17 protein-coding genes are annotated in these 19,129 nt (G+C 70.9%); 7 read left to right on the top strand and 10 right to left on the bottom strand.

Annotation, left to right across the window (positions count from 1 at the left end; translation table 11 throughout):
• Window positions 1-620 precede the first annotated feature (620 nt).
• The 3 genes from GTZ93_RS00085 to GTZ93_RS00095 are packed head-to-tail and all read right to left on the bottom strand — an operon-like array spanning window position 621 to window position 3,548.
• On the bottom strand, window positions 621-905 hold the full coding sequence (locus GTZ93_RS00085; RefSeq protein ID WP_139914945.1) for a DUF7660 family protein: 285 nt from the start codon (window positions 903-905) through the stop codon (window positions 621-623).
• Window positions 895-1,482, bottom strand: a complete 588-nt coding sequence (locus tag GTZ93_RS00090) for a hypothetical protein (protein ID WP_161662591.1) — start codon at window positions 1,480-1,482, stop codon at window positions 895-897. The genes GTZ93_RS00085 and GTZ93_RS00090 overlap by 11 nt, the downstream gene beginning before the upstream one ends.
• A complete protein-coding gene (locus GTZ93_RS00095; protein ID WP_139914947.1) occupies window positions 1,479-3,548 on the bottom strand; it encodes a HEAT repeat domain-containing protein in 2,070 nt (689 codons plus the stop codon). Before GTZ93_RS00095 ends, GTZ93_RS00090 begins: the two co-directional genes overlap by 4 nt.
• 142 nt (window positions 3,549-3,690) lie before the next feature.
• Here GTZ93_RS00095 and GTZ93_RS00100 point away from each other — a divergent pair, with 142 nt between their 5' ends.
• Window positions 3,691-4,518, top strand: a complete 828-nt coding sequence (locus GTZ93_RS00100) for an alpha/beta fold hydrolase (RefSeq protein ID WP_139914948.1) — start codon at window positions 3,691-3,693, stop codon at window positions 4,516-4,518.
• Window positions 4,519-4,553: 35 nt separating this feature from the next.
• Window positions 4,554-4,838: a DUF427 domain-containing protein gene (locus tag GTZ93_RS00105; protein WP_120586940.1), complete on the top strand. Its 285-nt coding sequence runs from the start codon at window positions 4,554-4,556 to the stop codon at window positions 4,836-4,838.
• 1 nt (window position 4,839) lies between these two features.
• Here GTZ93_RS00105 and GTZ93_RS00110 read toward each other — a convergent pair whose 3' ends face one another.
• The gene (locus tag GTZ93_RS00110; RefSeq protein ID WP_161662592.1) at window positions 4,840-5,877 is read right to left on the bottom strand and encodes an oxygenase MpaB family protein; all 1,038 of its coding nucleotides are present in this window, start codon (window positions 5,875-5,877) and stop codon (window positions 4,840-4,842) included.
• A 195-nt stretch (window positions 5,878-6,072) separates the two neighbouring features.
• Between GTZ93_RS00110 and GTZ93_RS00115 the strand changes: the two genes are divergently transcribed.
• Window positions 6,073-7,086, top strand: coding sequence for an ABC transporter ATP-binding protein (locus GTZ93_RS00115; RefSeq protein WP_139914950.1), 1,014 nt, complete (start codon window positions 6,073-6,075; stop codon window positions 7,084-7,086).
• 1 nt (window position 7,087) lies between these two features.
• On the opposite strand, the gene GTZ93_RS00120 is transcribed toward GTZ93_RS00115, so the two are convergent.
• A complete protein-coding gene (locus GTZ93_RS00120; protein WP_120594311.1) occupies window positions 7,088-7,285 on the bottom strand; it encodes a hypothetical protein in 198 nt (65 codons plus the stop codon).
• A gap of 153 nt (window positions 7,286-7,438) precedes the next feature.
• On the opposite strand from GTZ93_RS00120, the gene GTZ93_RS00125 reads away from it, so the two are divergent.
• The 3 genes from GTZ93_RS00125 (at window position 7,439) to GTZ93_RS00135 (ending at window position 10,641) form a co-directional block, all read left to right on the top strand.
• On the top strand, window positions 7,439-7,774 hold the full coding sequence (locus GTZ93_RS00125; RefSeq protein WP_233596612.1) for a DUF2171 domain-containing protein: 336 nt from the start codon (window positions 7,439-7,441) through the stop codon (window positions 7,772-7,774).
• 177 nt (window positions 7,775-7,951) lie between these two features.
• On the top strand, window positions 7,952-9,052 hold the full coding sequence (locus GTZ93_RS00130; protein WP_180945982.1) for a Kelch repeat-containing protein: 1,101 nt from the start codon (window positions 7,952-7,954) through the stop codon (window positions 9,050-9,052).
• A gap of 143 nt (window positions 9,053-9,195) precedes the next feature.
• Window positions 9,196-10,641 carry a M24 family metallopeptidase gene (locus tag GTZ93_RS00135; RefSeq protein ID WP_139914952.1) on the top strand — a complete coding sequence of 482 codons (1,446 nt, stop codon included), beginning with the start codon at window positions 9,196-9,198 and terminating at the stop codon, window positions 10,639-10,641.
• Window positions 10,642-10,645: 4 nt separating this feature from the next.
• Here the strand turns inward: GTZ93_RS00135 and GTZ93_RS00140 are convergent, their stop codons facing one another.
• The 3 genes from GTZ93_RS00140 to GTZ93_RS00150 form a co-directional block, all read right to left on the bottom strand.
• Complete coding sequence (locus tag GTZ93_RS00140; RefSeq protein ID WP_139914953.1) at window positions 10,646-11,809, bottom strand: cytochrome-c peroxidase; 1,164 nt, start codon at window positions 11,807-11,809, stop codon at window positions 10,646-10,648.
• A gap of 155 nt (window positions 11,810-11,964) precedes the next feature.
• Window positions 11,965-12,369, bottom strand: a complete 405-nt coding sequence (locus tag GTZ93_RS00145; protein WP_139914954.1) for a hypothetical protein — start codon at window positions 12,367-12,369, stop codon at window positions 11,965-11,967.
• A gap of 218 nt (window positions 12,370-12,587) precedes the next feature.
• Window positions 12,588-14,342, bottom strand: a complete 1,755-nt coding sequence (locus tag GTZ93_RS00150; RefSeq protein ID WP_139914955.1) for a S8 family serine peptidase — start codon at window positions 14,340-14,342, stop codon at window positions 12,588-12,590.
• Between the two features lie 347 nt (window positions 14,343-14,689).
• Between GTZ93_RS00150 and GTZ93_RS00155 the strand changes: the two genes are divergently transcribed.
• Window positions 14,690-17,077 (top strand): serine/threonine protein kinase, encoded by a 2,388-nt coding sequence (locus GTZ93_RS00155; RefSeq protein ID WP_139914956.1) that lies wholly within the window; start codon window positions 14,690-14,692, stop codon window positions 17,075-17,077.
• Window positions 17,078-17,116: 39 nt separating this feature from the next.
• Here the strand turns inward: GTZ93_RS00155 and GTZ93_RS00160 are convergent, their stop codons facing one another.
• Window positions 17,117-17,794 carry an RDD family protein gene (locus GTZ93_RS00160; protein WP_139914957.1) on the bottom strand — a complete coding sequence of 226 codons (678 nt, stop codon included), beginning with the start codon at window positions 17,792-17,794 and terminating at the stop codon, window positions 17,117-17,119.
• Window positions 17,795-17,881: 87 nt separating this feature from the next.
• On the bottom strand, window positions 17,882-18,853 hold the full coding sequence (locus GTZ93_RS00165) for a PDR/VanB family oxidoreductase (protein WP_121755357.1): 972 nt from the start codon (window positions 18,851-18,853) through the stop codon (window positions 17,882-17,884).
• Window positions 18,854-19,129: the final 276 nt, after the last annotated feature.

A 19,129-nucleotide genomic window follows, 5' to 3' on the forward strand; every position in this document is an offset into this window, starting at 1 on the left:
TTCCGCGCGGGAGTCCGTGCGTTTGGCGCGGCCGGTGTCCGCGCGGGCGCGTTCGGAGCCGGGGCACTCGGCGCGGCCGGAGGCTGCTCGGGTAGGTTCAGGACCGGGGCGTTCGGCGCGGGCGCGTTCGGAGCCTGGGTGTTCGGTGTCGCGACGGAAGGCGTGGGCGGCGGAGGCGCGGGTGGAGCGCGCTGCGGGGGCGCGGTGTATTGCGCGAGGACGGGACGGAGGGGTCCGGAGCCGTGCTGTGCTGGCGCCTCACCGGGGATTCCGGTGGGAACCAGCAGGGCTGCGAACACGAGCGCGTTCATAAAGGGATGCTCCCCAGGTAGGGGCGAAGCCAGCCCCCGGCCACGGTTCGCGCCCCCCGGCGCTCCAGTGGACAACACAGCAGGGCGAGGAAGTGCTCAGCAGTCGATGGACAGACCTCGGGCCATGAGCGGGAGGTCTGGGTTTGCCCTTACGGACGCAAGGGCAGGCAAGGTGGAGGGGCTCGTGGAGACATGGCGCATCCTGACGCTGGCTGGGGCAAGTGAAGAGCCAACGTGCGTCACGAGCGCCGAGCGGGCGTCTGTCTTCAAGGGAGGGCGGGCGTTCAACACGCCACGGGTGGAGCCCCGCTACTCGTAGAACTTGCCCGCGAACAGGATGCTCGCGCACCGGTGCCAGGGATTGGCGGAGCGGTCCTGGTCCTGGGAAGCCTCGCCCCAGGAGGCGCCTCGTTCGAGGAACGCCCCGATGGTGCCGTTCTCCCATCCGAGGGGGCTCGGTGCGTGCGGAGCAGGAGGCCGACGGGCAGCTTCCGCGCGGTCCTCCTCGAAGTCCTCGCTCAGCGCCTGGACGAAGCGCAGGAAGGACGCCTCGTCCGTGACCTCTTCCAGGAGTTGGTGCAGGTCATGGGCCATGGCGCACTCCGGTTCCAGCATCCGGGTCAGGCGCCTGGATGAACGGCAAGGGCACGGAGCCATCCGGTGGATCGAAGGACCGACCGACCTCCGAAGTGGGAACCAGGATGCCGGGCCCAGCATCCGTGGGCACCATCGATTCATCCGGCTCGCCATCCCGAAGGCGGCGGAGGATCCGGCCATCGCTCCCGACCGCGTACTGCGCGCCCGAGTGCAGCGCGGGAACAGTCAGTCCACAGGCCCGGGGATCCTCATCGATCCGGACGAAGAGGATGCCTTGCCGCTGCATGACCCTGTACCGGTGTGACTCGCGCCGGTCGACGCAGGGTGTGTTGGCATCTTGTGGGCCCAGGAAATCGGCGGCGGCGACGTCGAGCGCATGCAGGACGGTGCCGCTCAGTTCGACCGCGCCGCCCTCCGCGCTTGCTTCCACGGCGGGCTGCTCGAAGAACCGGGGGAACTCGATGGACGCGTCATTCGTCCACGCATCACGCGTGGGCGTGGGCCGCAGGCAGCCCGCCAGGAGCAACGCTGCCGGAAACACGCACCACGACACATTCACGCCGCGCATCCTCATTGCGGCAACATGCCCAGCCGCTGCTTCGCGGACTTGTTCTGCGGATCGAACCGGAGCGCTTCTTCAAGCCGCTCGCGGCCCTTCGCCGGGTTGCCCTGCACCACGTAGAGGTCCGCCAGCCGCACCAGCACGTCCGCGTTGTAGGGCTGCAGGTCCAGTGCCTGTTCGAACTCACGCGTCGCCGTGGTCACGTCCCTGCGGCGCATGGCCAGCTGTCCCAGCATCACGTGCGGCTGCACCAGGCCGCGCGTCTCCGGCTCCGTCGCCAGCGCCTGCAACGCCGGCATTCCCCTCGCGTCTCCGAACGCCGCCAGCGTCAACGCCGCGCCCTGCCGCACCCACAGCGAGCCGTCCTTGAGCAGCGACGCCAGGTCGTCCGTCGCCTCGCGCGCGTTCGCCGCGCCCAACCCGTCGATGATGTCCGAGCGCAACGTGCTGTCCGTCGTGCTCTTCAATGCCGCCCGCAGCGCCGGCACCGCGTCGTGCTTGAACCGGCGCGCCAGGAACTTCGCCGCCGCGCCCCTCAGCGTGCCCGCCTCCGCCGTGTCCGCCAGCACCGCCTCCAGCGCCCCACGGCTCTGCGCCGCCGTCTTCTCGTCGAACGCGTCCGCCAGCCGCAGCCGACGCGCCTGCCGCGCCTCCGCCTTCGGCCACCACTTCACCAGCGCGTCCTGCATCGCGTCCGGCGTCTTCTTCTCATGACAGGTGTTGCACGCGTTGGGGATGTCATGGCGCGCCGTGTTCTGGGGCGCCGGCACGTCCAGCGCGTGGTCCGCGAAGTGGTCCAACACGCCCGACACCACCGGCGGCATGTGACACGCCAGGCAGTCCTGCGCCGCCGCGGCCTTGTGGTGCGTGTGCTGCTCTCCCTGCGCCACCACCTCCTGATGACAGCCCTGGCACGTGGACGCGTTCACCGACGTGCGCGCCGCCACCGGCTTCTGCTTGCGCACCTCGTTGGGCGCGTTCGCGTCGTGCGGCGCTGTGTGGCACGTCAGGCAGGTGGCCCCGCCCTTCAGGTGGCACTGGGACTGGATGAGCGCTTGGTACTCGAAGCTGGAGGTGCTGGGCCGCCCGTCCGCGAAGAAGTCCCCGGAGCGGTCGTTGCCCACCAGCAACACCATGGGCTGATAGCTCGCGTCGTAGCGCTGGCCGGGCAGGAAGTGGTGCTTCGCGTCCAGCATGGGGAACAGCGTGCGGCGCGGCCCGTGGCACTGCGCGCACACCGCGAAGCCCTCCTCCTTCGACAGCTTCGCCGGCTGGATGATGTCCTCCGGCGCCTGCGACTCCGCGTGCTGCCCGCCGGGCCCGTGGCAGGACTCGCACGCGACGCCCGCGTCCGCGAACTTCGTCTCCCACTGGTGGCTCGCCCGGTCATAGCGCGCGTCCAGTCCCGTCACGTGGCAGTCCAGGCACGCGTGTTGCGCGCTGCGGCGGAAGTTCGTCCAGAAGAACGGGTGGTCCGGCGACAGCGCCCCCTGCTTCTTCTCCGAGTAGTCCACCCACTCGGCCTTGCCCGTGACGTGGAAGTACACCGGCATCACCTGCCAGCGGCCGTCCGGCAACAGCGTGATGGGGTCCTGCATCCGCTTGCCGCCCACCACCCACTGCACCGGCCACTCGCCCAGGTTCCCGTCCGCGCCCTTGGTGCGCATCAGGTACTGGCTTCCGTCGCGGCGCATCCAGGCCTCGCTGGACTCGCCCTTGAAGTGCGTGCTCGCCGTGAATGTGCCCACCACGTACGGCTTCGTCGCCGGAGACAGCGCCCGCGCGTGCCAGTCGTGCTTCCAGCCCGTGTGCTGCTCCTCGTGGCAGTCCGCGCACACCTGCGAGCCCACGAAGTGATTCGGCTTCGCGGGCGGCGCCTCCACCGTCTTCACCGGCACGGGCGCGGCCACACTGCCCGCGTCCAGCGGCGCCACGGGAGCCTGCGTCACCGGTGGGGACACGGCGGGCGTGGGCGTGGACGAAGAGCGCAGGAAGAAGAACAGGCCCGCCGCGAGAACCACCACCGCGAGAGCGACAAGGACAGGGCGAGAGGAGCGCATCTGGAAGGTGCCGCCCATGCTCCTCCCAAGCGCCAGGGGGCACAAGCGGCGCTCCGCGCAAGCCCTTCTCCTCCAGTGGACAACGACCTCCCAGGGAGGGCTGCGGTCCTGGCGAGCCCTGGATTAGGGTCCCCTCCTTGAGCGAAGGGAGGCCGTGCCCATGCCCATGCGGTCCGTGAATGGAACCCGGCTGTACTACGAGGACACTGGCGGTTCAGGAGACGTGGTGCTCTTCAGCCACGGGCTCCTCTGGAGCACCCGGCTGTTCGACCCGCAGGTGGAGGCCCTGCGCGGCCGCTTCCGCTGCATCTCGTATGACCACCGGGGTCAGGGCCAGAGCGACGTGCCCCCGGAGAAGGTCATCGACATGGAGACGGTGTACGCGGACGCGGTGGCGCTCATCGAGTCGCTGGGCGTCGCCCCCGTCCACTTCGTGGGCCTGTCCATGGGCGGCTTCGTGGGGATGAGGCTCGCGGCGCGACGGCCGGACCTGGTGCGCTCGCTGGTGCTCCTGGAGACGTCCACCGACCCCGAGCCCACCCTCAACGTGCCGCGCTACACCGCGCTCAACCTGGTCGCGCGCTACGTGGGCCTGGGCCCCGTCACCGCGCCGGTGATGCGCATCATGTTCGGCACGTCGTTCCTCACCGACCCAGGCCGGGCGGAGGAGCGGGAGTTGTGGCGCACGCGCCTCAAGAACAACCGCCGCGACATCTACCGCGCCGTCAACGGCGTCATCCAGCGCAAGGGCGTCCCGGAGGAGTTGCCGCGCATCCGCACGCCCACGCTCGTCATCGTGGGGGAAGAGGACCGCGCGACGGTGCCCGCGAAGGCGGAGCGCATCCACTCCCTCATCCCGGGCTCGAAGCTGGTGCGCCTGTCGCGCGGAGGCCACTCCTCCACCGTGGAGGAGCCGGCGCTCGTCAACGCGGAGCTCGCCCCCTTCCTCACGCAGCACGCGTCCAACCAGACCGCGCACGCGGGCTGACGCGCCGTTAACCAGCACTCCAGGAGGGTTTCCCCATGCCAGTCGCGAAATGGAACGGCACCGTGCTCGCGAAGAGCGACACCTACGAGACGGTGGAGGGCAACATCTACTTCCCGCCCGACAGCCTGGTGCGCGAGCACTTCAAGCCCAGCGCCACGCACACCACCTGCCCCTGGAAGGGCGAGGCGAGCTACTACTCGGTGGAGGTGGACGGGAAGACGAACGCCGACGCGGCCTGGTACTACCCGGAGCCCAAGCCGGCCGCGTCCAACATCCAGGGCTACGTGGCCTTCTGGAAGGGCGTGACGGTGGAGCGCTGACTCAGAGGCCGGTGAGGTACTTGCCCCAGCGCAGGCTGTTGCGCATCTGGGTGACGATGAAGGCGGGCACCCACTGGAGCAGGTTCGCCTCCGGCTGCACGGAGTAGCCGTTCCACAGCTCGTCATCGATGCGGTTGGGGTCCATGACCGTGGGGGCGGGCGCGGGCGTGCCTCCGAAGCACTCGCCCCGGGCGAAGAAGAGGTTCCACAGCGTGGCGGCCTCCGCGTGGTCGTCCGCCATGAGGCGCGTGTCCACGCCCAGCAGCGAGCCCAGCAGCTTCCAGAAGGAGTACCAGCGCTGCTCGTTGTACTCGTAGCCCTTGTTCACCCAGGCCTGCGCGACGACGTGGGAGAACGTCAGCAGCGTGAACGCGACCGCGCTCTGGTTGTAGCAACGGTCCCGCCCCGTGTGATGGGACTGGTAGTGGCTCAGCGCGACGTTGTGCATCTGCGCCAGCAGCAGCGTCGTGGCCAGGGTGCGCGTGCTGTAGATGCTGCCCCAGCCCATGTTCATGTTGCCGTAGAGGATGCGCAGCATGATCTGCGCCGTCTCGATGACCCGACGGGACACGACGGCTTTGATCTTGCTGTGCCGCCGCTGCTCGAACAGCGCGGACACGTCCTTGTGGTAGTACGTGGCCTTGAAGGACACGCCCGCCAGCTGGTTCACGGACGTGGCCTGGAAGAAGACGTAGAAGGCCTCGTCTCGCGCGGCCTCGAAGTCGCGGAGGAACTGCGCGGCGGACTGCGCGCCCGTCACCGCCGCGGTCGCATTGGCGTCGTGGTCGTAGAGCACCTTCGCGAGCCGGTGGTCGCTGTACGTGGTGCCCCAGAAGCCCGTGATGTCGGAGAAGGCCTTCAGCGCGGGCCGCCACCCCTGGAAGGCGGTCACGGTGCTGACATGCTTCGACCAGTGTGTCCGCAGCCCCTGCAGCAGCTCCGGCTCCGCCGCGTTCATGATGCTGAACAGGCTGTTGGCCGCGTTGAGCGGGTCGCCCAGGATGGCGTCCAGGTTCTGACCACGGAAGATGAAGGGCATGGGGCGGGCGCTCCGGCGGACGGCGTTCCCGGCGCAGTGTAGAGAACTGTTGAACCTGTAACAAACCGCCCGCCATGGAAAACCCGACACGTAGGGGATGTGACGGGGCACGTGGGGATGGGGCTTCGCGGGCGGACGCGAGCGGCGATGCTGGGGCCTTTCGCGGGGCGTGGCCCTGAGTGGAGGAGCGGAGCCTTGGCGACGGTGTCCCTGCAGGACGTGCGCAAGGTGTACCGGGGTGGGGTGGCGGCGGTGAAGGGCGTGACGCTGGACATCGCGGACGGCGAGTTCGTGTCGCTGGTGGGCCCGTCCGGGTGCGGCAAGTCCACGACCTTGAACCTCATCGCCGGGCTGGAGGAATTGTCCGGCGGCGAGCTGCGCATCGACGGGCAGTTGGTGAACGACCTGTCGCCGCGCGAGCGGGACATCGCGATGGTGTTCCAGAGCTACGCGCTCTATCCGCACCTGGACGTGGCGGGGAACCTGGCGTTCCCGCTGAAGGTGGCGGGGATGGGGGCGAAGGACGTCGAAGCGCGCGTGCGCGAGGTGTCCGGCGTGCTGGGGCTGGAGGCGCTGCTGGCGCGCCGGCCGAAGGAGCTGTCGGGCGGTCAGCGGCAGCGGGTGGCGCTGGGGCGCGCGCTGGTGCGCAGGCCCAAGGTGTTCCTCTTCGACGAGCCCCTGTCCAACCTGGACGCGGCGCTGCGTACGCAGATGCGCGGCGAAATCAAGAAGCTGCACGAACAGCTGAAGGCCACGTTCATCTACGTCACGCACGACCAGGCGGAGGCGATGACGTTGTCGGACCGCGTGGTGGTGATGAGCCAGGGCGAGGTGCAGCAGGTGGCTCCACCGCGCGAGCTGTATGACGCACCGGCGAACCTCTTCGTGGCGGGCTTCTTCGGCTCGCCGCGCATCAACCTGGTGAAGCCCCAGACGCTGGGTCTGTCCGAAGATGACGCGGTGCTGGGCCTGAGGCCTGAGCACCTCCAGGTGGGGCAGGGCGCCATGCCGGAGGACGCGCGCGAGGGGCGCGTGTACCTGGTGGAGCCCATGGGCGCGGAGGTCTGGGTGACGGTGGAGACAGGCGGCGAGCGCCTGGTGGCGCGGGCGCCCGGGGACTTCCGCGCCGCGAGCGGAGACACGGTGTGGCTGCGCCACGACGCCCGCTACCTGCGCCGGTTCGACGCGAAGACGGGGCGCGCGGTGTGAGTCAGGCGTAGACCTGTTCGCTCTCCACGACCGGTTCCAGCCGGCGCTGGAGGGCGGCGAGCCGGTCGTAGCGCTGGTGCAGCGCTTCCTTGAGCTCGCGTTGATCCGCGTGGGCGATTTCATCCAGCAGCGTTTGCAGTGAGGAATCCACGGCGTCCTTCAGCACGCGCGATTCGTCGTTCGACAGTTCCAGCAGCATGGGGGCCTCCTTGAGGCAACGTTAGGCACCGCGCGACGGGGCCGCGCGCAGGGCAGGCACACAGGCGTGGAAGAAGGCGGCCCGAGGGCCCACCGGGCTGCCTGTCACATCGCGCACGGCGGCGGGAGCGACCCCACTCTTGGTGAGGACCCCATGAGCGCGAGGAGCGACGCGATGATTCACGCGGGAGAGGTTCGCGAAGGCATGTCGGTGCGCACCGCCGACGGACAGCGGCTGGGCCGGGTGGCGGGCGTGGGCGACACGCACTTCGAACTGGAGCAGGGGGTGGTGCCCATTCCCCGGCGCGACTACCTGGTCGAGTACAGCGACGTGGAGGCCGTGAGCGGGGATGAAGTCCTGCTCAAGCCGGCGGACCACTCGCAGCTCACGCTGGAGGAGGACGACGACGGCGGAGCCCTGCCGCCGCGCCACAGCGAGGGCCTGGAAGCGGAGCCCGCGAACGACCCCGTGGGTCCCATGAGGCACTGATGCGGAAGGGCCCGGCGCGCCTCCGGGACTTCGGGATTTCCAACCCGGAGGGCAGGGCAAGACCCTGGAATCACAGGGTCTTGTAGGAGCCTGGGTGTCAGACCGGCGGGTTAAACGGACCCCTCGACCAGACGTCCCGGTGGGGCCATGCGACGGTTTTCGACTTCTTGCGTCACGATGCTGTGGTTGGGAGTGGTGTTCGCGTGCGGGCCCGCGCCGCGCGCTGATGCGGGCGGCGTGGAGGCACCGGTGCCAGGCGTGTTGTCCACGCCGAGGCGGCTGTTGCCCTACATCGCGTTGGACGACGGGAGGGTGCTCGCGGCGGGAGGGCATGACGGCAACCGCACGCTGGGCAGCTGCGAGGTCTTCGACCCGGAAACAGGGCACTGGAGGTCCACGGGAGCGCTGCGCACGGCGCGGCGCAACCACGCGGCGGTGCGGCTGCTGGATGGGCGCGTGCTGGTGGTGGGCGGCTCCAACGGCGTGACGGTGGGCGCGCTGGCGAGCGCGGAGCTGTACGCGCCTGACACGGGCGTGTGGACGCAAGCGTCGCCCATGAGCGAGGCGCGCAACGACCCCGCGGTGGTGGTGTTGCCGGATGGGCGCGTGCTGGTGGCGGGAGGCACGGACGTGGATCTGCGGCCGGTGCGTTCGGCGGAGCTGTTCGATCCGGTGACGGCGACGTGGAGCGCGGCGGAGGCGCCTGCGTACGCGCGAGGCGGCGCGGGGACGGCGGTGGTGCTGCGCACGGGCAAGGTGCTCTTCGCGAGCGGCCTGCAGTCGGAGCTGTATGACCCGGCGACGGGCCACTGGGAGAAGGCGGGAGCGGTGGGTGGCGCGGCGGGGACGCACCGGCTGGGGCACACCGTGACGCTGCTCCCGGACGGGCGCGTGCTGGTGGTGGGCGGCACCACGACGCAGGCGGCGAGGACGGCGGAGGTGTACGTGCCGGAGCGCAACGCCTGGGAGTTGGTGGAGGCGCCAGCGGTGCCGCGCGAGCACCACGCGGCGCTGCTGACCGCGGAGGGCGCGGTGCTGGTGGTGGGCGGCGAGCACTCCTCACGAGGCACACTGGACTCCGCGGAGCGCTTCGATCCGGCGAAGGGCCTCTGGACGCAGGCGCCCACGCTGCATGAGCCGCGAGGCGAAGCCGGAGCGCTATGGCTGCGCCGGGGCACGGTGCTGGTGGTGGGCGGAGTGAACGAACTGGGCACCCTGGCCACGAGCGAGGAATACGTCCCCGCTCCCGCCGTGGCCCAGGTCACGCCCCTGGAGTGACCCGGCTTGGACAGACACTCCACGGATTCGAAGTGAAGCCAGGACAGTGTGTCTGGCTTTTCCTTGAATGACTGACAACGGCGGTTCCTGACGGCCTTTTTGCGCCGCGCGGCGCGACAGGGCGCGTGACAGACTGCGCGCCCATGCGCTCCTGGAAACACCTGCTCGTCGTCCCGCTCGTCTGTTCCTCCGCCTGCGCCACCGCGCCCGCCGTCTCCTCGAAGCCCGAGGCCCCGGCCGCCGCCGCCGCTCCAGCCGCTCCCGCTGCTGTCGCCGCTCCCGCCGCGCCCGCCGCGCCGGTGCGCCCCTTCGGCACGCTGCGCGAACAGTCCGCCCGCCAGCAGGCGTGGCTCAAGGAACGGCTGGAGACCGGCGTGCCCCAGCTCATGCGCAAGTACGGCGTGCGCATGTGGGTCGTCCCCATGCGCGAGTACAACGAGGACCCCGTCTTCAAGGCGCTCGTCTCTCCCACCACCTTCGCCGCCCGCCGCCGCACCATCTACGTCTTCTTCGACCGCGGCGCGGACAAGGGCGTGGAGCGGCTGGCGCTCGGAGGCAGCACCCAGGGCGGCCTCTATGAAGCCCGCCGCGCTCCCATGATGGTCGACCGCGGCGGCTCGCAGCGCGCCGCGGAGCTCCTGGGCCCCGAACAGTGGCTGCTCCTCAAGCAGGTCGTGGAGGAGCGCAAGCCGGACTCCATCGCCATCGACGTGTCCCCCGCCATCGCCTTCGCGGACGGCCTCACCCACGGCGAATACGAAGGCATGGCCCAGGCCCTGGGCCCCACCTGGACGAAGCGCCTCAAGCCCGCCGGCGGCCTGCCCCTGGACGTGCTCGGCTGGCGCAGCGCCGACGAGGTCCGCTTCTACGCCGACCTCCAGAAGTACGCCTGGAACCTCATCCAGACCGCCTTCTCCAACGCCGTCATCACCCCCGGCACCACCACCACCCAGGACGTGGAGTGGTGGATGCGCCAGCGCCTGGCCGACGAAGGCCTGGACACCTGGTTCCAACCGGACGTGGACGTGCAGCGCCAGGGCGCCACCGACGAACAGCTGGGCGACAGCCCCGTCATCCAGCGCGGCGACGTGCTCCACTGTGACTTCGGCGTCACCGCGCTCCGCCTCAACACCGACACCCAGCACATGGGCTACGTGCTGCGCGACGGCGAGACGGACGCGCCCGAAGGCCTCAGGGCCGCGCTCAAGGCGTCCAACCGGCTCCAGGACATCGTCACCGGTGAAATCAAGCCGGGCCGCACCGGCAACGAAGTCCTGCGCGCCTCGCTCGCGCGCATGAAGTCCGAAGGCATCAACGGCACCGTGTACTCACACCCCATTGGCCTGCACGGCCACGGCGCCGGCCCCATGATTGGCATGTGGGACCGCCAGGAGGGCGTGCCCGGCAACGGCGAGCACAAGGTGATGCCGGACTCCTGGTTCTCCATCGAGCTGCAGGCCACCAGCCCCGTGCCGGAGTGGAAGGACCAGCCCGTGCGCTCCGCCCAGGAGGAGGACGTCGTCGTGGACTCGCAAGGCGCCGTGCACTGGGCCTTCCAGCGTCAGACGTCCTTCCACCTGGTGCGCTAAAGGCCTACTTCGCCGCGCCCGTCATGGACTTGAGCAGCGTCACCAGCGCCTGCTTCTCCTCGCTGCTCAGGTCCAGCTTGACGATGGTCTCCGTGCGCACGCCCACGAAGGTGCCGGCCGGGTCGCCGCCCTCGTTGTAGAAGTTGATGACGTCCTCCAGCGTCTTCTCCGCGCCGGTGTGCATGTACGGCGCGCTCAGCGCCACGTTGCGCAGCGTGGGCGTGCGGAACGCGCCCTCCACCTCCGTGGGCTTGCTCTGCGCCTGCGCCTTCAGCGTGGGCAACCGCGCCGCGTCGATGCCCGACGGCGCGTCGCTGTAGGGGCCCGCGGCGTTGAGCGGCCAGGACACCAGCGTGTCCACCACGTCCGCCTGCCCGCGCCGCCCCGCGCCCGTGTCCTTCAACCCCAGGTTGTGGAACTTGTCGTCCGACAGCGAGCGGCCCTTGTGGCACACCACGCACTGGCCCTTGCGCACGAACGTCTTCAGGCCCAGGTACGCCGGGTCCTTCTCCTGCGTGCCCGCCTCCACCGCCTGCAGGAAGCGCCGCACGTCCGCGTCGAAGGGCGCGTCGGTGCGGTTGAGCGTGCGCTGGTACGCCGCCAGCACCTTGCCCAGGTTCGCCATCAGCCGGTCCGGGTCCGACTCGTCCGCGGGGGCCTTGCCGAACAGCTGCGTGTACCCCGCCGTGTACGTGGGCTCCTCGGACAGCCGCGTGCGCACCACCGTCGCGTCCGAGTCCATCTCGATGGGGTTCGTCAGCGGCAGCACCGCCTGCGACCAGAGCCGGTCCGCCCGTCCGTCCCACATGAACCAGCGGCTGTAGCCCACGTTCAACAGGCTGGGCGGGTTTCGCTCGGACTGGTGGCCTCCGCAGCCCTCCGCCGTCGCCGTCTCCACCGTGTAGGACTCACCCGCGTGGCAGCTCTTGCAGGACACCGTCCCGCAGCGCGACAGCTTCGGGTCCTCGAACAGACGCTGCCCCAGTGACGCCGCGTCCGGGTTGTCCGCCCACTTGTTGGTGGGGTCGGCCTCCGGCTTCACGCTCTGCGTGTGCAGGGCGCTCAGCTGGTCCAGCTCGTCATCGGTCGGAAAGGGCACTTCGGATTCGCAACCCGCCCCCAGCAGGGCCAGGGCGAGCACGGCGGTACGCGGACGGAAACCAGTCATGGGCCGAGGCAGCTTCGCGCCCTTGTGTTCAGCAATCAATGGTTCCTGTCCCCCCGCCGGGCATGCGGCCATCCACGCACGAAGGCCGGGGACCCCTTTCGAGGGCTTGCCCCGGCCTTCACGGCGTGAAGCACTTCAACGGGACTTCGGGAGCGCTACTCGCAGGCCAGCTTGAAGCTCACCACCGGCGCCGCGAACCTGGCGATCTTCATCTTCGTGGGGCCCGGGGTGACCGTGGGCGCCGCGCCGTTGGCGCACTTGAGGCTCGCGTCCAGCACCAGCTCCACGTTCAGCTCCTGGTCCTCCGGCAGCGCGCTGACGTTGTAGCTGCAACGGTTGTTGCGGCTCTGCTTCACCTCGCCCCGGCCCAGCGCCACGGCGTCACCCTCCGTCACCTTCACCCCGACCGACGTGCACGGATCACCCTGCAGGCCGCTCGCGGGGTACGCGACGCTGCCCGTGACCGTGGCGTTGCCCGCGCGACCCGAGGCCGCCGCGCCGCTCGAAGAGGCGCAACCCGTGGCGGCAACGACGAGGGCGGCAACAGCAATTCGCAACATGGATATCCTCAATTCAAGAATGAGATGTTTTTCGCGCCGGGTTGGCCGCCTTCCCGGCAGCCATTGGCGCGCGCCACGTACAATCCCGGCGCGCATTCATTCCACGCAGCAGCGCATTCTCGATTTCATCACGCGGAGCATTTTTAGGTTCCCCAACAGCCACGCTCCGCGTCCGTGATGCGCTGCTTACGTCTCCCATGAATTGAGAAGTGAGTGCGTCACGGCAGCCGTTGCAGGGCGTCTCGCGCGCGCACCAGGCCGTGGCCGAACACGGGGTCCCGGCCCGCGATGCCCAGGTCGTGCGCGGAGGACTCCAGGGCGTCGCGCACCTGTTGGGGCGTGAGCTCGGGCCGGGCGCTCCAGAGCAGCGCGGCCACGCCGCTCACGTAGGGCGCGGCCATGGAGGTGCCGGAGACGTGGGTGTAGTCCACCGGAATCAGTGACAGCCGCGCGTCCGCGCCCAGCCGCTCGCGCAGCACGGTGCTGGCGGCCTGGTTGACGCTGACGGCGGGGGCCCAGCGGCCGATGCGGGGCAGGGAGAGGATGTCCACCGCGCCGCCCGCGGGGGCGTCGTCGGAGCCGAAGACGACGGCGCGCGCGCCCTGCATCATCACGTTGGCCATGGCCTCGGACACCGGCACCGCGCCCGGCCGCACGTAGGCGACGAAGCCGTCACAGGTGGCACCCAGACACGCGGCCAGGGAATCCCCCAGGCCGCAGTCCACCAGCCGCCCCGCGGTGTCACCCGTGGGCGAGTACAGGAGCGAGCGCGACATGGGGGACGTGTCGTCCAGGGACATCTCCGCGAAGGCGCCCAGGCCCCGGGGGAAGGTGGACAGCACGTCCACGCCGGGCGCCACCAGCGCGAGGTCCGCGCCCATGTTGGAGAAGCTCGCGCGCCGCTCGTTCGCGTCCACCGCGCCCACCGCGAGCACGGACGGGTCGGACGCGGGGTACAGCACCGGGCCGCCCTGGTTGCCCGCGGCCGCCACCACCAGCAGGCCGTGATCCGCCAGCGCGCGGAACGCCTCCACCGTGCTGCGGGTGGGGTTGCCACCGCCCAGCGACAGCGACACGACGCGCGCGCCGTGGGACTCGCACCACTCCATGGCGGAGAGGACCACGCTCATCTGCGTCTGCCCGGACAGGTCCAGCACGCGGGCGATGAGCAGCGACGCGTGGGGCGCCACGCCCACCATGCCGCCCGGCGCGCCCCGGGGGCCGGTGTCGCCGCCCTGGCCCATGCGCGCCGCGATGATGCCCGCCACGTGCGTGCCGTGGCCCTGGCCCCACTGGCCCTGGGGGCTCCGGTCATTGGCGTCGTCGTCTTCATCCAGGAAGTCGTGGCTGCCCGCCACCGCGCCCTGGAACTCCGGGTGGTCCATGTCCAGGCCGCTGTCGATGACGCACACCCGCACGCCCTCGCCCGTGGGAGCGCCCACGTCCAGCACGCCGTCCCGGTCCGCGTCCCACACGTCCGGGGCCTGCACCAGGTGCAGGCCCTCGGTGTACTCGTCCCCCGGCATGGGCGTGACGGCCGTCACCTGGCGCGGCAGCGGCGTGAGCAGCCCGGGCGTCAGGCCCTGGGCGACCCAGATCTGGTCCGCCTCGATGCTCTCCACCAGGGGGCTGCGCTCCAGCAGGAGCCGCTCCTGGGGCGACACGCGCGCGGCCACCGCGGGGATGTTGCGGTAGACGGCGCCCACCTTCGCGCCGGTGCTCGCCGTGAAGCTGGCGCCCGACGCCGTGACGCTCGAGGCCTGGGTGCGGTCTCCCCGGCGGAAGCGGATGATGACCGGCTCGCGCCCGTCCTCCTGCACCCGGGAGGGCAGGTTTCCATCCAGCCCCTGGCGGACCGTCATCCCTCCGGCGACGACGCCCGGGCACACCTGCCCCTGCGCGGAGGTGCGTGGGGACGACTCCGGCGCACATGCGGCCAGCGCCAGCAATCCGACGAATGTCCAATGCCTCATGATGCGACTCCTTCCAAGCAGGACGCCCCTCCTGAGGGCGGTCCCCCTACATGGCGGAGGACCGGGAGGTGCCCGCCCCCCTCACAGAGGAAGAAAGCGGCGTGCTGCGATGAGGGAACGCATCCCCAGGCTGACTCGCATCGTCTCCAGGCCCCAGGTGCATCCCGGACGTGCGCGGGTGCACAACAGACCTGTTGTCAGTCGGAACACAGGCTCGGGAATTCCGTTGGCCCCGGGACTTTCTCTTTTTCGCGCCGGGGGTGTCCGAAGGCTGGCAAGGAGGGGTGGCGCGACGTGCGCGGCTTGATTCCATGGGGGAGTCCATGCTGCGCTCCGGAGCCGAAGCCATGAGCACCGCACCCACAGAGTCCCCCCGTTTTTTCGGGCGCTACGAGCTCGTCCACCTCCTGGGCCAGGGCGGCATGGGAGAGGTGTACCTGGCGAAGCTGTCCGGGGCGGCGGGCTTCGAAAAGCCCTGCATCGTGAAGACCATCCTGCCGGGGCTGGTGAAGGACCGGCAGTTCCTGGACCGGTTCCACCACGAGGCCAAGGTGCTGGTGCACCTGGTCCACTCCTCCATCGCCCAGGTGTACGACATGGGCGAGGCGGACGGCACCTACTACATGGCCCTGGAGTACGTGGCGGGCGTGGACCTGGGCTATCTGCTGGAGCAGGCCCGGGTGCAGGGGCGGGCGGTGCCGGCGCCGGTGGCGCTCTACATCGGCCAGCGCATGGCGGAAGGCCTGGGGTACGCGCACCGCAAGACGGGCACGGACGGCGAGCCCCTGGGCATCGTCCACCGCGATGTGTCCCCGCACAACGTGATGGTGTCGTACGAGGGCGAGGTGAAGGTCATCGACTTCGGCCTCGCGAAGTCCACCGCGCGCAGCAAGTACACGCTGCCGTCCACGGTGATGGGGAAGCTGGGCTACATGTCCCCGGAGCAGGTCCGCGCCGAGCCGCTGGACCATCGCAGCGACATCTACTCCTGCGCGGTGGTGGTGTGGGAGATGCTGGCGGGCCGTGGGCTGGTTCCCCACGGCACCGTGGGCGAGATGATGGCGGCGATGTCGCATCCGGTGGTGCCGCCGCTGGCGGACTTCCGTCCGGACGTGGAGCCGTCGCTGGAAGCCGTGCTGCGCCGCGCGCTGGCACCGTCGCCGACCGACCGGTACTCGCGAGCGGATGAGTTCGCGCGGGCGCTCAACGCGGAGCTGCTGCGCTCGGGGAATCCCATTGGAGCGGAGGAGGCGGGTGAGTTCGTGCGCGCGCTCTGCCCGGAGGCCTTCGCCGAGCAGCGCAAGCTGACGTCCAGCGTGCACGGGGAGCGGAGAACGCCGTCGCCCGCGCCCCGGGGCGGTTCGGGCACGGGGCTGTACGGCGGTTCCGGCAGTGGCTCGGCGGATGTCCAGGCCACGGCGCCGGGGACCGGCGAGGAGTCCGCCGGGAACAGGCCCAACACCGGGCGCATCGACGTGGACGGGCCAGGGCTCGGGCCGGGGGGCACGTTCGTGTCCCATCCCTCGGGCTCTGGCGGCGTGGCGCCGAGCACATCGGGCTCAGGCGGTGTGGCCCTGCCCACGTCGGGTTCGGAGGGCGTGCGGAGCACGTCGGGCTCTGGCGATGTGGCGCGCGGCACGACGGGTTCCGGTGGCGTGGCGCGGAGCACCGACGAGGTGGACGCGGCCGCGCTGGGCGCCACGGCGGTGCACCTGGCCGCCGCGCCGTCCCAGGGCGCCGGGGTGGCGGGCACGTCCGGACAGCTGCCGGCGCAGACCGGGTCTCGCAGGCCGGTGGCGCGGATCGCCGTGGCGGCGCTGCTGCTGGTGGGCGCCTCCGTGGGCATCACCGCCTACGTGCTGCGCCCGAATACGGCCGAGCAGCCCGTGGCACCCCAGACGCTCCCGCCGGCCGAGCCGGTGGTGGCCGCCGCGCCCCCGAAGGTGGAGGAGCCGCCTCCCGCGGTGACGCCGACCGAGGAGCCCCCTCCCGAGGCGGCGGTGGACGCGGGCGCGGGGGAGCCGGAGGCGAAGCCCGGGCCGGTGGTGAAGGCTCCGCCCGAGGTGAAGCCCGTCCCCGGACCGAAGCGGCCCGCGACGCCCCAGGTCGAGATGGTGCCCGCTCATCTGACCGTGGCGAAGATTGGCGAAACGGGCGGTGGCCAGCGCATGGTGGACGCGACAGTGCCCAAGGGCACCAACGCGGGCTCCGTGTTCAAGGTGGTGGGCCCTCCGCAGCGGGGGACCCGCAAGCGTCCGGTGCTGGGGACGGCGACCGTGGTGTCCATCCAACCGAACCGCGAGCGCATGAACGTGCGGCTGGACGCGGAGGCGGATGCGGCGAAGGAGCCGCGCTTCCTGCTGCTGAGCGGGCGCCCGTCGGGGCCGGCGCTGCCCACGCCCGTGGCCGAGTCCGCGCCGGCCGCGCCCGAGCCGAAGCCCGTGGAGCGCTCACGCCTCCTGGGACAGGCGGAGATCGACGGCATCCTGGGGAGCAGCTTCAACAGCATCCTCTATGTGATCAGCTCCGACACCCGGACCTGGCACAACTGCGCCATCGTCCTGAGCGGACGGAGGGGGGCGCGGATGGCGCGGCTGGAGCCCTACCAGACGCACACGGTCAAGGTGGAGGAGCGCTACTTCAAGGTGAGCGAGAAGCTGCCCGCCGTGCCGGAGAAGGCCGTGTGGGTGAGCTGCGACGAGGGCGAGGACACCTTCGCGCTGCGCAAGCGCTGAAGCGCGAGGACGCGAGCCTCCGTCGGCTCGCGTGACGTCTCAGGGCCCCAGCCGCGTGGCGGCCACGGGGCACTCGTTGCGCAGGAACTCCGAGACCTCCGTGTCGCCGCCGTTCGCGTTGCGCACCGCGCGGGACAGGGACGCGCGGCACTGCCAGGTGGCCTCGCGCGTGCCGTGGCAGCAGTGCCACCCGGTCAGCGTGCGGTCCAGGTACTGGAGCATCTCCTGGCGCGTGGGCGTGACGATGCTCCACACCGCGCCCGCCAGCAGCACCAGCCCCACGAGCGGCAGCGGCAGGCTCCGCGCCCAGCCACGAATCCCGCCCGGAATCACGGCCGCGTGCACGCCCAGCTGCGCATCCAGCGGCCGGTGTTGCAGCACCACCTGCAGCAGCAGCTCCACCGGCGCGGTGAGCGCGCGCAACAGCCCCGCGCCCAGGCCGGGCGCCCGTCCTTCCGCCCGCTCCAGCTTCAGTCCCAGGGCGTGACGGCCCGGGGTGAGCCCTGTCAGCCCGCCCACGCAGGACAGCACCACCCAGGCGACCCCCATGGCGAACCCCAGCAGCGCCGGCGTGGACACCCACTCCGCCGCGCGCACCGCCCCCCAACCCACGAGCGCCGCGCCCGTGAGGTCCAATGCATCCGCCACCCAGAGCCGGTTCTGGAACCGGGCCTCGGTGGGCGGAGTGTCCATGGAGAACAACGTCCCGTCGCTCATCAGCCTCTCTCGTGTACGAGCGGGGCGCGAGCATAGGCGGCCCGCCGCGTACAGGCGCGCTTCAAAACGCCGGGCCCGGGGGTGTCACTACAGATCCAGCACCAGCCGCTTGGACCGGGCACGTGATACGCAGACCAGCATTCGCGCATTTCCCGCGGGCTCTTGCTGGAAGAACGTGTCACGGTGGTCCGGAGTGCCCTCGCACACGCGGGTGACGCAGGTGCCGCAGGAGCCCGCCTCACAGTCGCTCTCCACCTTCACGCCGTGGGTGCGCAGCACGTTGAGCACGCTCTTGCCGGCCGGCACGCGCAGCACCTGGCCGGTGCTCTTGAGCGACACCTCGAAGTCCTCCTCCGGGGTCGCGTGGGTGGCGGAGGTGCCCTCCGCGGTGAAGGCCTCGAAGTGCACCTTCTCCCAGGGCCACTTGTGCAGCGTGGCCGCCTCGCGCACGGCCTTCATCAGGCCCGCCGGACCGCAGCAGTACAGCCGGGTGCCCGGGCCGCGCGTCGCGAGCAGCGCCCGCACGTCCAGCCCCTTGGAGGGGTCGCCCCCGTCGTGGTGCACGTGCACGCGGCCCGCGAAGGACGGCGTGGACAACAGTTCCAGGAAGGCGGTGCGGTCCGCTTCGCGCGTGCAGTAGTGCAGCACCCACTCCGCGCCGGTGCGCTCCAGCAGGCGCGCCATGGCCAGGAGCGGCGTGATGCCAATGCCGCCCGCGATGAGCACGTAGCTGCGCCCGTACAGGAGGGGGAAGTCGTTGAGGGGCTCGCTCACGGTGAGCACGTCGCCCTCGTGGACGTTCTCGTGCATCGCCTTGGAGCCACCGCGGCCGTTGGCGTCACGCTGCACGGCGATGACGTAGCGGTGCGTCTCGCTCGGGTCGTTGCAGAGCGAGTACTGGCGCATGCCGTCGAGGCCCGGCACCTGCACGTCCAGGTGCGCGCCGGCTTCGAACTCGGGCAGGGGGCCGCCGTCCTGGGAGACGAGCTCGTAGGACTGGATGCCCTCCGCTTCACGGGTGATGCGCGCCACCCGGAGGCGCAGCGTGTTCGTCGTCACGGTATTGCCCCTGTTCCCTTGCCCGCCGCCCGCGCGAGACCGATCTGGCCGCGCACGGTGCGCATTCCCGCGCCGCCCGGGGAGTGGGGCCGGGTGCGGTTTTCCGACCGATACCGGACAGAAGGGGCATGCCGCCCGGCTGCTCTCCGTCCGGACACGGGGGCCAGGGGAGCAGGGCTAGGCGCGGCCGTGAATCCATCCCCACCCTTCACCCCGTGCCGCGCTGCGCCAGGGCCTGACCGGGCCCGAGCGGCTTCGCGATGGGGGAGGCGCGGC

The organism is Corallococcus exiguus (genome assembly GCF_009909105.1).
Lineage (GTDB): Bacteria > Myxococcota > Myxococcia > Myxococcales > Myxococcaceae > Corallococcus > Corallococcus exiguus.